Origin of the sequence: Pseudoalteromonas sp. S3431 (assembly GCF_000690035.1) — a bacterium.
Lineage (GTDB): Bacteria > Pseudomonadota > Gammaproteobacteria > Enterobacterales > Alteromonadaceae > Pseudoalteromonas > Pseudoalteromonas fuliginea.
Genome location: NZ_JJNY01000036.1, coordinates 66913 through 81062 on the forward strand (window position 1 = coordinate 66913; position 14150 = coordinate 81062).

Here is a 14150-nt window from a genome sequence, read left to right on the forward strand (position 1 = left end):
AATATTATTATGGAATATTATATGGATGCGTTGCGTAGCTACGCAGATTTTTCAGGTCGTAATCGCCGCAAAGCTTTTTGGATGTTTTATTTGATTAACTTTTTAATCGCTTTAGCATTATCAGTAGTTGATGAAGTACTTGGTATAGCTCTTATTGGCACTATTTATAGCCTTGCACTATTAATTCCTCAATTAAGCGCCGGTGCTCGTCGCCTTCATGATACTGGCCGCTCTGGTTGGTGGCAGCTACTTTGGTTAGTACCTATTATTGGTTGGATAGTTATAATTATCTTTTTAGCGCAAGATTCTCACGAAGGTGAAAACGATTTTGGCCAAAACCCTAAAGAAGGTTTTGTGGCAGCAGAGTAAGTTACTATGTTTTAGCAAAAAGCTCAGCAATTGCTGAGCTTTTTTGTGTTTATAATTTACAGTATATCTTTAGATATCAACCAAAAAATAGAGTCCATAGCCTACAAGTAAAGCGGGAATAGATGTATAAAGCGTAGCTATCACTGCAGCTCTAGGAGCCATTGCTATTGCTGGAAATAACGCATCACCATCGTTAGAAATCGCGTTTCCTGCTAAAGCACTAAAGGGAATAATGCCTTGAATATACAATGTAGTGACAATTATTTGCGGGCCACAGCCAGGTAAAAACCCAATAACAACTGCAATAAGCGGTGCTAAATAGGCGTAATGTACAAACCACGTTTTTAAGTTCAGTCCTGCAATATTGACTAAAATTTCAAATAACATAAAAGAGGCTACTACCCATGCAGTTACAAAGTGTGTGTCTTGTAATACTTTAATTATTTTAGAAGGAGGATTGCACGTATCATCTTCTGAGGTCACTTCTTTATAACTTTCACCCTTTGACGAAAATGCCCAAATACTGACAACAAAGAGTGCCATTGCGGCACCAAAAAAACTGATCATAGTATCTATATTTGTGCCAAATTTTGTGAAGTCGACATTAAATGCAATTAAGAAAGCAATGATTAAGCTAGGTACAATTGTTATCATCCACACAGGTTTACTAATTTTAATAATATTAGTGGGTAAAATTTTAATTTGATGTTTTTGTTCTTGCGCTGTTGGGCGTAAAAAATCTTTACTGTGCATTGCATTAACAAGTAATCCACTTACTATACCGACAGTTAATCCTATCCCCATAATAATTAAACCTTCAGTAGGGCGTGTGGCAAGTAGCAAAAAAGCAGCATCGCCCATCGTTGCTGTTAGCACCGCAACAATAGAGCCAAAGCTCGCTTGACCTTTAGTAAACTGCGTAACAACTATAATAGCGCCACCACAGCCAGGTAATGCACCTAAAACAGCAGCAAAACTAATTTCTAAAATAGGCGACTTAGCACTTAAATAACTCAGCTCTAGTTGAGGTAAATGCTCTATAGCGTAGTAATAAATCAAAAGGGTAGCAGCAACAAACACACTCACTTGAAAAAAAGCATCGCTTAACGCAATCACAGTAATTTCACGTAAGGTAGGTAATGCTAAGCAAACCAATATAAATAAAGGTAGCAATAAACGTTTGTTTTGGCCTATAAACTGTCTTGACGCGGGAGTTATTAAACCAAAGTGAGAGAGTAGAATCATACAATGCGACCTAATAAATTATCTAAGTCACACTGTATATTTTAATTAAACGATAATCAATATCATTTGCATTAATTAAGTCGAATGCTTGTTTGAATTTCCGATTAAAATAAAACAATGTGCGTATCCATTTATGTGTCAATATCACCTACTTGTGGGTTATAACCACAATAGGCTACCTAACCTAAAAATAAAAAACACATCGCTGTAAATTTAACCTTTGATGGTAAACACGACTTATATTATTTACGTTGAAATTCTGAATTTGTATTCCACGTTGGCCATTGCTCTTGCTCAGAAATATCAAAACCTACTTTATAAAACAATTGTAAGTCTTGAACAGCACCCGATAAATCCCATTCATCTCTATAACGATCACATGGTTGATGGTAACAACCGCGAAGTACTAAGCTCATACGTTTACGGTAATTAGCCGTTTCTTCATCAGCAGCTACTGTGCCGCCACCGGCGTACATGGCTGGAATACCCATGTTAGCAAATGCAAAGTGATCAGAGCGGTAATAGCCACCAGATGACGGTTTAGGATCGCCTGATATTGTTCTGCCTTGCTCTTTAGCTGCAGTTGCTAAAAACTCATCCATTTGTGATTTACCAATACCAACCACATTCATGTCTTTTACTTTGCCTAATAAATTTAAGCTATCCATGTTTATGTTAGCGACTGTTTTATTCGCTGCAATTACTGGGTTTGCTGCATAGTATTTAGAGCCAAGTAAGCCTTGCTCTTCAGCAGTTACCGCTAAAAATGTCATTGAACGGCTAGGGTGCTTAGGTAACTTAGTAAAGGCTTCAGCTACTTCAATTAGCCCAGCTGTACCCGTTGCGTTGTCATGAGCACCGTTATAAATTTGATCGCCTTTACGTGTTTTATCCGTACCTAAGTGATCCCAATGAGCTGAGTAAATAACGTGCTCATCTGGTTGCTCGCTTCCTGGTAACGTGGCGATAAAGTTATACGACACTGATTTTTTAATCGTATTTTTAACATTAACAGAAGCAGTTAAATCGCCCATATCAACATGGTAAGCACCTTTAGCTGCGTTTTCTTTCGCAGTATCAAAATCTAAACCTGCTTTAGTGAAAAGCTCTTTTGCTACGTCAGTTGTAACCCAGCCTTCAACGGCTACACGATCCATATTATTGTTTTCTTTTTGAAAACCAAACTGCTCACCGCTCCAAGAGTTTTCAACTACTGACCATGGGTATGACGCAGGTGCTGTTTCGTGAATAATAATTGCGCCAGCTGCACCTTGTCGACTTGCTTCTTCATATTTGTATGTCCAACGACCATAATAAGTCATTGCGTCGCCAGTAAATAAAGCAGGGTCTTTTGTTGCAAAGCCCGGATCGTTAACCAGCATTACAACCGTTTTGCCCTTAACGTCTAATCCTTCGTAATCATTCCAATTGTATTCAGGTGCATTAACACCGTAGCCCACAAATACAAGTTCAGAATTTTCTATGCCTTCTTGTGCGCTAATGCGGCTGCTACCCATAACCATGTCTTTTTTATATTGATAGTCTTTACCACCAATACTAAGCACCATGTTCGAATCAGCTTCTAAAGAAACCAATGGCACTTCTTGTAAGTAACTGTCGCCATTACCGGGTTCTAAGCCTAAAGCTTTAAACTGCGCAGTTAAATAATCAAGCGTTAGCTTTTCGCCAGGTGATGAAGGAGCACGGCCACCAAACTCATCCGATGCGAGTACTTTTACATGTTTAGCCAATTCATCAGCTTGAATACTGTTATAACCATTTGTTACATCAGTAGGGGTAATACTTGTTGTTGCGCAACCTGCTAAAACAGCCGTAGCGAGGAGTGTGAGAGAGAAATAATGTTTCATGTCAGCTCTTTTTTTGTTTTAAGTTGTGATTAGTATATTAACTTCTATTAAGCAGAACCAGTTTTTGCGGTAAACTTCTCGTAAATTATAGGCATAAATTGTTAAAGGTTTAAATGAAGCGTTTTACTCCCCCCGAGCAGTGGCAAATCAGTAGTTTAGAAACAGGTGCATTTGCGCATTTACGTGAGCTATTTAAAGTTAACGAACTGACAGATTGGCCGGCGCCGCAGTGGTTTTCTCCATTTTTAACCGCTATGAATGAGAATAATATCCCTATTACTTTTGAAGAAGATGCAAAGGTAGACTTTGGCGATCGGTATTACGAGCAAGTAATTTTTGAGATGGGTGTTGTGCCTACACGCAGTGAAAATTGGCATGACTTGTTCGGTGGGTTTATATGGTGTTTATTTCCTAAAACCAAAGCGTTAATAAACCATAGACATGTACAAGATATAGCTGAGCATGGACTGCAACAACGTACTAAGCATCGTAATGCACTAACGCTTTTTGATGAATGTGGCGTTGTATTGGCTATAAGTGAAAGTAAATGGCAGCAGTGGCTTTGTGATCACCAATGGAAAACTGCATTTGTTGAACACAAACATGAGTGGGGTAAAACAATAAAACCTTTTATGTTTGGTCATGCTAATTATGAAATGCTAACAAAGCCTTATATAGGTTTAACGGGTAAAGCATTATTTGTTTGTGTACCTAATGAAATATTTTGTAAAGATTTAGTAACTCAATACCAGTACCTTGACCAAGCCCTTTATGAGATGATTAATACAGATAACTGCTTAGCCGATAACAAAAAGCTTTCACCACTGCCTTTATTAGGTGTGCCTGGCTGGCATGACGAAAACAAAGACGACTCTTTTTACAACAATACAGATTATTTTAGAGCGAAACGAAGGATGCGAACATGATAGAAGTTGCTGGGCTTAAAAAGAAATTTAAGCTAACTAAAGATCACAAAAAAAATAAAATAGACGACATCGATCCTCGTGAAGATAAAGACTACTTTCACTCAGTACGAGACGTTAATTTTAGTTGCGCTAAAGGTGAGGTACTTGGATTGCTCGGCCCAAATGGTGCGGGTAAAACGACGACACTTAGAATGATTTCAACCGCGTTAAAGCCCGATGAAGGCTCAATAACGATTGCCGGAAACGATATTGTAAAAAAACCGCTACTAGGGCGTAAGTCTATTGGATTTTTATCAGGCTCTACGGGGTTGTATGGCCGCTTAACTGTAAAAGAAAATATAGAGTATTTTGCAAAGCTCCACGGTATGAGCAAAAGCGATATTACATCGCGTTGTGATGAGCTATTTACATTGCTAGACATGCACAAATTTGTAGATAAACGGGCAGAAAACCTTTCAACAGGTATGAAGCAAAAAGCAAATATAGCGCGTGCAGTTGTTCATCGCCCAGCAGTTGTGGTGCTTGATGAGCCAACAACGGGCCTTGATATAATGACAACACAAACCGTTATTAAATTTATTAAGGGTCTAAAGGCGCAAGGGACGCCTGTTATTTTCTCAACCCATCATCTAGATGAAGTAGCCCTTTTATGTGACCGAGTCGCTGTAATTAACGAAGGTATTAGCTGTTTTGACGGGACAGTAGAAGAGTTTAAACAAGCAGGCAATAGTGATGAGCTTAACCAAGCGTTTATGAACATATTAACGGAGAAACATGATGTTTGAGGTATTTAAAAAGGAATTAAGAGAGTTATTACGCGATAAAAAAACGCTATTATTTGTAGTCGCGCTCCCTGTTGCTATATTTCCGTTATTGTTTGCCGTAATGGCATTTATAAGCTCGCAAGCTGCAATGGACGCTGAGCAAAAAGTAAATACTTACGCGATTATCAACGGTGACTACGCACAAGAGTTTACAGATAAAGTGTTTTATCACAAAAGTTTTGAGCTTTATAAAGGGGATAAAACCTTTAACAATATTGATGAGCTTAAAGCAGGTGTAATCGCTGGCGATATTGATATGGGTATTTATTTACCAAGTCATGCTGTGCAAACATTGGACGATGGAAAACAAAGCCAGTGGCAGGTTGTTTTTAACGATTCAAAATCTATCAACTTTTTATTCGAACGCGTTAAAGAGCTCGCAAAAGAATACAGTGACGTGCTGCAAACTCAAAAGCTAATCAGTTTTGGTATTGAAGAGTCTGTTCAAAAATCTATTCTTAATCCAATTGAAGTCATAAAAGTAGATACAGCCGATAAACGTGAAAACCTTGGCGAAAAAATTGGCGGGTTTTTACCTTACCTACTTATTCCATTAGTATTGATGGGGGCAACTTATCCCGCTATTGATTTAGGCGCTGGCGAAAAAGAACGCGGCACACTAGAAACACTCCTACTTACACCTATTACGCGCACAGAGCTGGTGCTTGGTAAATTTATAACCTTGTTAACTACATCCATTGCCTCCACAACCATAACCGTCTTAAGTATGGGCTGTTGGATAGCATTGTCGATCGCATTTGCCGATCTTGATTTTATTAAAGCGGCATTTAGTACATTAGCAGTTACCGACTTACTGATGATATTTTTACTATTATTACCGGTTGCAGCTATATTTTCGGCTTTAGCTCTGGCTATATCTATCTATGCTCGCACGTTTAAAGAAGCGCAAAACTATATGGCACCACTTAGTATGGGCGTATTTTTCCCTATTATTATTTCAATAATGCCAAATATGGAACTCACTGCTAAAACAGCATTTATTCCAGTTACAAACGTGGCTTTAGCGATTAAAGAAATAGTAAAAGGGACTGTTGATTACACATTCATAGGCTTAATATTTTTAGCCACTGCAATCATTGCAGCAGGGCTACTGGCCTTTTGCGTTAAGTGGTTTAATCGCGAAGATGTACTTTTTAGATGATATAAAGTTATTCTGGCTTTGGTAATTTATTACCAAAGCCAGTAAGCGTCTATTTAAGTTTTATAGCAGCGTTTAGCTGCTATTTTTATATGTTGATTTTAATTATGGAAATCATCAATAACACCAATACCCTTAATTACGTGACCTATTTTGAAGTAAGAAAATTATGTTGATAACAAAGCAAAAGTTTCTTTATTTAATTGTTATCACTAATTGCTCTACCTCCTACCTCCTGCATCCATGCAGTCGTATAACAGGAATTTTAACGCAGTTAAAGTCAGATTTAATCCCTGAAATTGATTAAGTATTATTGCGGATTGGTATAAAAAACCTTTTAAACAGCTGTTTACGAATGTTGCTCTCATGGTCATTAGTTCCCAATGTTCAGAACGTATTAACGTACTCTATGCTTATAATTACCTCGGTGTTTATTAATTTAAGTTAGGCGTGTTGAACTTTTGTGGGTAAAATCTCAAAAATAGACCTGTTTTTTAGTCAAAATACAGCCTAAATAATGTGGTGTTACTTATAAGGGATTATTTATAAATAGGCGATAGCGCAGCATAAATGTCAAACATACGCTGCCAATTGCATTCTCCCTTATGACTTATGACTTATGACTTATGACTATTGACTCTTTGCCGCTTATATTGAGATAGGTAAAGCGCGTTAGTAATCTGCAGACATTTTACTTATTCTTAATGTAAGTCAGTAAGGTAACGCAGGAGCAGCTAGCTAGCCCAAAGGTTATAAACCATGTGCCGCGATATAGGCCCTTGACTGAACAAATTTCAATCTTGAATGATAAACAGGGCGTAATGCTGAAAAACTATACGTAAATAGTTACCCGTTACTAATAAAATAATTGCACGGTTAATACATAAATGGATTTACGATGCCATCTCAGATTATCAATCTTTAAGTAACTAAAAGCTAAATATTGAAAATTACCCCTTATAGACCTGTAAGCTCTGGTTTTTAGGATATTTAATTGTTTAATACTCTATACTGTTTAGTAGTTCAATTTAGTGGCGAAAGTAAATGTTAAAAAAGAATATTTTTTTAAGAAGCACAAAAAATAACAAGCTGATACTTTTGGTAGTAATAACATTTATAGTTATTTCATTACCCTCGCTTTATTTATTTGAGAAAAAAGTAAGAAGTGACGTTTATAATACGGCTCAAATTGAATTAAAAAGAGAATCAGAAACAAAAACGCTGTCTTTAAAAAAGCACTTTAAAGACAGCGTTACTGCTATCCGATTTCTAGATGCTACACCACCAATCCAAGGTATTTCTCGCGCCTCAGAACATAAATTGATAGATCCACTATTGGGTACGCCAATTGCGGTCTGGCAAGAGCGCTTAGCAAGTATATTTTCGGGTTTTATGCGCACAGACGAAAGCATATTACAGGCACGTTATATTACACTAGCAGACGGTGGCCGAGAAGTTGTTAGGGTCGATCGCACTGAGCTCGGCAGCCTAGTTAGGCTCGATGGAGAACAATTACAACAAAAAGGACAACGTGACTACGTAATTAAAGCCAGTATATTAGATGCAAATTCAGTTTACATTTCCCCTATAAATTACAATCGAGAAAATGGCGAAATACAGCAGCCTTACATTAGTACTTTTCGAGTTGCTAAACCTGTTTTCGACGAACATAAGCAAGTGTTTGCAGTACTAGTCACTAATTATTTTGCAGACGAATTATTTAAAAGCTTAATTGTAGAGTCTCCAAAGGGCATTGCTATTTACTTAATGAATAATGAAGGTGAATTTTTATACCATCCAGATACTGACTTACGATTTGGCTTTGAGTTTAACCAAAGTAGGACTTGGGATGATGAATTTAATGAAGCCGAAGAAATGTCTGTTGGCAATACACTGCCAATAAATAGTTACCCTCAACAATACTACTTAAAAAAACGGATTTATTTTGAAGGAGATATCGCGATGCTCCCTCTTGAATTAGCTGTTAGCTTAAATACTCATGATTTATTATTGAAAGTGAGTGAAAGGCGACAAAATTTCATTATTTTACTCGTAGTGTTTTTTAGCATATTTTTAATAATAACCTCTATATATCAAAGATTCATAAACCGTAAATTACTTATACATTCATTGAAAGAGCAAAATAACAAAGTAATAGAAAATTCTTTGGACGCTATTTTTACAATTGAAGAAACGGGACAAATTGTTCATTTTAATAACACGGCTAAAAATGTATTTGGCAGTGCTCTAGAGGACAAAGAAAACGATTTCATTTCACTATTCAACTTAAATAAAGCGGATATTAATTGTATTGAAGAAACTATAATTGATGGGGCAAAAATGCCCTTCGAAGCTATTTATACTGATGCATTTGGTAACAAGCAATTTTATTCGATAACACTCAGTAGTATTTTTGATGTGTATAACAACCGCTATCAAGTTGCTGCGATTTTAAGAAATATTACTTCACTGAAAAACATACAATCAGAACTTGAAGGTTTAAATAGTACTTTAGAGCTTAAAGTATCCCAAAGAACCATAGAACTAGAACGCGCTATAGATCAAGCCCTAGCAGCGAGCCAAGCAAAAAGTGACTTTGTTGCTAACATTTCTCATGAAATTCGTACCCCAATGAACGGCGTATTAGGCATGCTAGAAATGTTAAAAGAGGAGGGGCTATCTGAGCAACAGCATCATTATTTAAAATTAGCTAACAGCAGTGCACATTCATTAATGAACTTAATTAATGACATCTTAGACTTCTCTAAAATTGAAGCCGGAAAACTCGATATTGATAATCATACTTTTGATGTTGTCACCGTATGCAGTGATATGATTACTTCTTTAGCATTGCAAGGACAACGAAAAGGACTTGAAGTTTTTTTAGATACAAAAGACGTTATCGACCGGATGGTGATTGGTGACAGTCACCGCTTAAAACAAATTTTGATAAACTTAGTTAATAATGCCTTTAAGTTTACCCACAAAGGTGAGGTTAGCTTAACAATTGGCTCTAAGTACATCACCAATTCTAAACTGTTAATGAGTTTTACGATCAAAGATACCGGGATTGGTATTGCTCCTGAAAATTTAGATAGATTATTCGAGGTGTTTACACAAGAGGATTCAAGTACGACTCGTCACTTTGGTGGAACAGGTTTAGGTTTATCTATTTGCAAAAAGTTAGCCCAGTTGATGGGAGGTAATATTACGGTTACTAGTAAAAAAGGGATTGGCAGTGTTTTTATTGCTACGGTAGAGTTGCATGTTGCACAGCAGAAAAAGTTAAATACGAGCATTGAATTAGCGACATCAATTAACGTGGCAACATTAATTGCGCGTGATAACGTATTTAACAACGTCACAAATTTACTAGTACACGCGTGTAAAATAGATAAGGATAAAATTGTCCGCTTAGATTATTTTAGTGGACATAGTGCATTTGATGCCGACTTATTAATTATAGATGATGAGCATCCACAAATTGATGCCCTCATTAGTTTTTGTAATCAATATGATAAGAAATATGTGCTGATTTTACGTGATATGGTAGTAAACAAGCAGTCTACGATAGTGGCCGAATATAACCATATTTTAAATAAACCACTTACCCAAGATCAGTTTAGCTACAAGTTAGCGAGTTTATTCGGCGCAAATAATGAACTTGTGGTTGCAGCAGCTAACCATTTAATTGAAGAACCTATAGAGCCAGACTTATCGAATTTTAACGTATTATTAGTTGATGATAATATGATCAACGTTGAAGTTGCTAAAGCTATTTTAAAACATACGAAAGTAAAAATAACCACGGCATCAGATGGCTTAGAAGCATTAGAGGTATTAAAACTACATGAGGGTCAAACCTTCGATATTATTTTAATGGATTGTCAAATGCCAAATCTCAACGGTTACGATACTACTAGCGCAATAAGAAGTGGTAAAGCGGGAAGTGAATATTCGTATGTGCCAATTATTGCTATGACAGCAAGTGCGATGGAAGGTGACAGAGAGCGCTGTTTAGCTGCAGGGATGAACGATTATATTACTAAGCCAATAAAGCCACAAACGCTAAAGAGTAAGCTATTGACTTGGTTAAACTGAATCACATCCATTGTGTAAGTGTTCAGCTGCTATGCAGCTGATTTTTTTGGTTTAGCTTCTACTGAGCTGACTATCGGTGCAGCTAGTTTTGTAATATCAGCACTGTCGAGCACGGTTTGCGTATCTGACCAATGTAATAACTCAATTTTTCCATCTTTTTGCTCTACAAGTGCCGTGCAGCTCTCAATCCAATCCCCATCGTTGCAATACACAATTCCATCATCCACTTTTATTTTAGGGTGGTGAATATGCCCACAAATAATACCATCTACTTTTTGTTTTTTAGCTTCGCGGATAGCGGCATCCTCAAAGGCTTCAATAGCTTCACGGGCTTTGTGTACTCGCGCTTTGATCCACGCGGCAAGTGAGTAGTAATTCCCACCAAATACTTTACGTATACGATTTATCCAACGATTTAAAAATAATAAAAAGTCGTATCCGGCATCACCAGCTATGCTAATGAGTTTGTTATAGCGAGTTGCGATATCAAATTCATCACCATGAACTAGCAAGAATCGTTTATTAGCTTTAGTGGTGTGAATAAACTGCTGATGGACCTCAACACCGAATAAAGTTTGATCAACGTAGTTACGAAACGTCTCATCGTGATTACCGGGAATATAAATGACGCGTGTCCCATTAGCTGCTTTTTGTTGTATAGAATTTAATACTTGATAATGTGAAGAGTGCCAATAAAACTGACGTTTCATTGACCATAAATCGATAATATCACCGACTAAATAAAGTGTATCGGATTCTACCGAGTTTAAAAAATCAAGTAAGTAATCAGCTTTACAATCTTTGTAACCTAAATGAACATCAGATATCCAAATGGCTGGATAATGTTGTTTTTTACGCAGTTGATTGTTTGTCATGCCCGTCATCCATAGTGTAATAATTAAACACTGTAGATAAATCTAATGACACTTATGAGACACTTTAGCGAAGCCTCCATGACAATTTACACCAAGGCACGTAATTAAAAGATTTCTACAAAGCTAGAAAAGGTGAGTCATTGAGCAGCTATTATTATGCATTGCTATTATCGCTCATCAAAAAGGCCGCATTTTAAATGCGGCCTTTTAGTCTATTTTAAGCGTGCGTGTTATTAACCTTTAACAGCCGCTTTAATTGCATCAATTGCTGTGTCGATATCAATCATTAGCTTTTCACCGGTGCGGCGGTTTTTAAGCTCAACTTTGTTTTCGTCAAGGTTGCGCTCACCAATTACTAGCGTAAATGGCACACCAATGAGTTCCATATCGTTAAACATAACACCAGGGCGCTCTTTACGGTCATCAAATAACACATCAAGACCTGCATCTTTTAAACCTTGGTAAAGGTCATTTGCAATATCAGGAATACGATGCGATTTGTGCATGTTCATTGGCACAATTGCTAAATCGAATGGCGCGATTGATTTTGGCCAAATGATCCCGTATTGATCGTTGTTTTGCTCTATAGCAGCAGCAACAATACGTGAAACACCAATACCGTAACAACCCATGGTCATTGTTTGGTTTTTACCGTCTTCGTTTAATACGCCCGCTTTCATTGCTTGTGAGTATTTAGTGCCAAGCTGGAAAATATGCCCAACTTCAATACCACGTTTAATTTGTAAAACGCCTTGGCCACATGGGCTCATATCGCCTTCAACAATATTACGGATATCAGCAACTTCATAATTAGTTACATCACGATCCCAGTTAATGCCGCTGTAATGCTCGTCATCTTTATTAGCACCGGCAACAAAATCAGCAAGTACGTTAGCCGTTCTATCAACAATAATTGGCATCGACAGGCCAACCGGGCCAAGTGAACCAGGTCTTGCACCAATCGCAGCAACAATATCAGCCTCTGTTGCCATTTCTAGCGGAGAGTCTACTAACGGGTGCTTTTCAGCTTTTAGTTCATTTAATTCGTGATCGCCACGCAGTACTAAGGCTACAAGACCACGTACTTCGTTTTCATCAGGCGTACCATAAACAATTAACGTTTTAACACCGCGATGTGGCTTAACGCCGTAGTGTTTTTTAAGCTCGTTAATCGTTTTAGCGTCAGGAGTTGGAAACGCTTTAAGCTCTTTTGATGCTTCAGGGCGTGGATCGTTTGGTGCAAGCGCCTCTGCTTTTTCAATATTAGCGGCGTAGTCACTACCATCACTAAATGCAATGGCATCTTCACCTGATTCAGCAAGTACATGAAACTCATGCGATACGCTTCCGCCGATAGAGCCTGTATCTGCGATAACAGGACGGTAATCAAGACCTAAGCGCTCAAAAATATTACAATATGCCTTGTGCATCGCTTGATATGTTGCATCTAAACATTCTTCACTTAGGTGAAAAGAGTAGGCATCCTTCATTGTAAATTCACGAGCACGCATCACACCAAAGCGAGGACGGCGTTCGTCGCGTACTTTAGTTTGTACTTGGTATAAAGTAACTGGTAACTGTTTATAGCTATTAATTTCTTTACGAACGAAATCAGTAATCACTTCCTCGTGCGTTGGTCCAAGTGCAAATGTACGGTTATGACGATCAGTAAAGCGCATTAGCTCAGGACCAAACTCATTCCAACGACCAGACTCTTCCCACAAATCAGCCGGTTGAATAACTGGCATTAGCATTTCAATGGCGCCAGCTTTGTCCATCTCTTCACGTACAATGTTTTCTACTTTACGTAGCACACGTAAACCAGAGGGTAACCAAGTGTATAAACCCGAAGCGACGCGACGGATCATACCGGCTCTAAGCATTAACTGATGTGATACGATTTCAGCATCTGATGGCGTTTCTTTAAGTGTTGCGAGTATATATTGGCTTGTACGCATGTTTTTTCCGAAATAGAGTAATTATGTTCTTTTAATAGAGCTTAAGTTTAACAGCGGATGCTTTTACACTAAAGCGCTAAGTGAGTTATTTAGTTTTTTTCTATGCTTGTTACTAGGTTATGCTCGCCATTGACTTGCCAGCGAATATTATAATTGTACAAAGTCATACCGTAGCTTTGCTCGCCATCTTTTTGTTTTTTATAGGCAGGGCGGGGATCTTGTTTTAAAACATTAGCTATAAAATCATGTAAATCTGGGTACTGTGTTTGCGCATCAACAAACTCAATTGCCTGAGGGCTAAATTCAACCGTCATTTGTGTTTCTGGGCGTGTATCTGCAAAGCCAGCACTGGCGTCAAACATAGCATCTGAATAAGGTAAGTACGGTTTAATATCGATAATGGGTGTGCCATCAAGTAAATCAATGCCAGCGAGTAATAAACTAAGTTGTCCGTTTTTATACTCAATACCTTCGAGCTTTACTGCGCTCATACCAATCGCGTTTGGTCTAAATGTAGCGCGTGTAGCAAATACACCTTTTCGTTCATTGCCACCTAAACGAGGTGGGCGAACCATGGCAGAATAACCTTTATCGGCCGTTTCATGAAAACGAAATAATAACCAAATATGAGTAAATTCATCTAAACCACGTACAAACTCTTCGCGATTAAAATCAGGTGCAAAAATAAGTTTTGCCTTGGCTTGTGGCACTAAACGAGGTTGCCTAGGTATAGCAAACTTTTGTTTATAAGGGGATTCAATGTGGCCAATAGCCGAAATGGTATAATCGCTCATAGTACTCGGATACAAATAAAATAGAGCGCTA

10 protein-coding genes are annotated in these 14150 nt (G+C 37.8%); 5 read left to right on the forward strand and 5 right to left on the reverse strand.

Annotation, left to right across the window (positions count from 1 at the left end; translation table 11 throughout):
* The first annotated feature begins 9 nt into the window (after positions 1-9).
* Positions 10-369, forward strand: a complete 360-nt coding sequence (locus DO88_RS10715) for a DUF805 domain-containing protein (protein ID WP_033014910.1) — start codon at positions 10-12, stop codon at positions 367-369.
* Positions 370-438: 69 nt separating this feature from the next.
* Here DO88_RS10715 and DO88_RS10710 read toward each other — a convergent pair whose 3' ends face one another.
* Positions 439-1614, reverse strand: a complete 1176-nt coding sequence (locus tag DO88_RS10710; RefSeq protein WP_033039039.1) for a putative manganese transporter — start codon at positions 1612-1614, stop codon at positions 439-441.
* A gap of 242 nt (positions 1615-1856) precedes the next feature.
* Positions 1857-3482: a M28 family metallopeptidase gene (locus DO88_RS10705; protein ID WP_033039042.1), complete on the reverse strand. Its 1626-nt coding sequence runs from the start codon at positions 3480-3482 to the stop codon at positions 1857-1859.
* A gap of 113 nt (positions 3483-3595) precedes the next feature.
* On the opposite strand from DO88_RS10705, the gene DO88_RS10700 reads away from it, so the two are divergent.
* From DO88_RS10700 to DO88_RS10685, 4 genes are all read left to right on the forward strand, one after another.
* Positions 3596-4408 carry a DUF3025 domain-containing protein gene (locus DO88_RS10700; RefSeq protein ID WP_033039046.1) on the forward strand — a complete coding sequence of 271 codons (813 nt, stop codon included), beginning with the start codon at positions 3596-3598 and terminating at the stop codon, positions 4406-4408.
* Entirely contained in the window at positions 4405-5193 is a 789-nt protein-coding gene (locus DO88_RS10695) for an ABC transporter ATP-binding protein (RefSeq protein ID WP_033039048.1), read from the forward strand. The genes DO88_RS10700 and DO88_RS10695 overlap by 4 nt, the downstream gene beginning before the upstream one ends.
* A complete protein-coding gene (locus tag DO88_RS10690) occupies positions 5186-6394 on the forward strand; it encodes an ABC transporter permease (protein ID WP_033039050.1) in 1209 nt (402 codons plus the stop codon). The genes DO88_RS10695 and DO88_RS10690 overlap by 8 nt, the downstream gene beginning before the upstream one ends.
* A 1095-nt stretch (positions 6395-7489) precedes the next feature.
* Positions 7490-10492: an ATP-binding protein gene (locus tag DO88_RS10685; protein WP_033039127.1), complete on the forward strand. Its 3003-nt coding sequence runs from the start codon at positions 7490-7492 to the stop codon at positions 10490-10492.
* A 29-nt stretch (positions 10493-10521) separates the two neighbouring features.
* Here DO88_RS10685 and DO88_RS10680 read toward each other — a convergent pair whose 3' ends face one another.
* The 3 genes from DO88_RS10680 to tsaA all read right to left on the reverse strand — a co-directional run bounded on the left by DO88_RS10680 (position 10522) and on the right by tsaA (position 14119).
* A complete protein-coding gene (locus DO88_RS10680; protein ID WP_033039051.1) occupies positions 10522-11367 on the reverse strand; it encodes a UDP-2,3-diacylglucosamine diphosphatase in 846 nt (281 codons plus the stop codon).
* Positions 11368-11600: 233 nt separating this feature from the next.
* Positions 11601-13325: a proline--tRNA ligase gene (locus DO88_RS10675; protein WP_007375774.1), complete on the reverse strand. Its 1725-nt coding sequence runs from the start codon at positions 13323-13325 to the stop codon at positions 11601-11603.
* 89 nt (positions 13326-13414) lie between these two features.
* Complete coding sequence (tsaA, locus tag DO88_RS10670; protein ID WP_007375775.1) at positions 13415-14119, reverse strand: tRNA (N6-threonylcarbamoyladenosine(37)-N6)-methyltransferase TrmO; 705 nt, start codon at positions 14117-14119, stop codon at positions 13415-13417.
* Between the last annotated feature and the right edge of the window lie 31 nt (positions 14120-14150).

Coding starts and splice junctions, on each gene's coding strand:
- DO88_RS10715 (WP_033014910.1), top strand. CDS start 10: ATGGAATATTATATGGATGCGTTGCGTAGCTACGCAGATTTTTCAGGT.
- DO88_RS10710 (WP_033039039.1), bottom strand. CDS start 1,614: ATGATTCTACTCTCTCACTTTGGTTTAATAACTCCCGCGTCAAGACAG.
- DO88_RS10705 (WP_033039042.1), bottom strand. CDS start 3,482: ATGAAACATTATTTCTCTCTCACACTCCTCGCTACGGCTGTTTTAGCA.
- DO88_RS10700 (WP_033039046.1), top strand. CDS start 3,596: ATGAAGCGTTTTACTCCCCCCGAGCAGTGGCAAATCAGTAGTTTAGAA.
- DO88_RS10695 (WP_033039048.1), top strand. CDS start 4,405: ATGATAGAAGTTGCTGGGCTTAAAAAGAAATTTAAGCTAACTAAAGAT.
- DO88_RS10690 (WP_033039050.1), top strand. CDS start 5,186: ATGTTTGAGGTATTTAAAAAGGAATTAAGAGAGTTATTACGCGATAAA.
- DO88_RS10680 (WP_033039051.1), bottom strand. CDS start 11,367: ATGACAAACAATCAACTGCGTAAAAAACAACATTATCCAGCCATTTGG.
- DO88_RS10675 (WP_007375774.1), bottom strand. CDS start 13,325: ATGCGTACAAGCCAATATATACTCGCAACACTTAAAGAAACGCCATCA.
- tsaA (WP_007375775.1), bottom strand. CDS start 14,119: ATGAGCGATTATACCATTTCGGCTATTGGCCACATTGAATCCCCTTAT.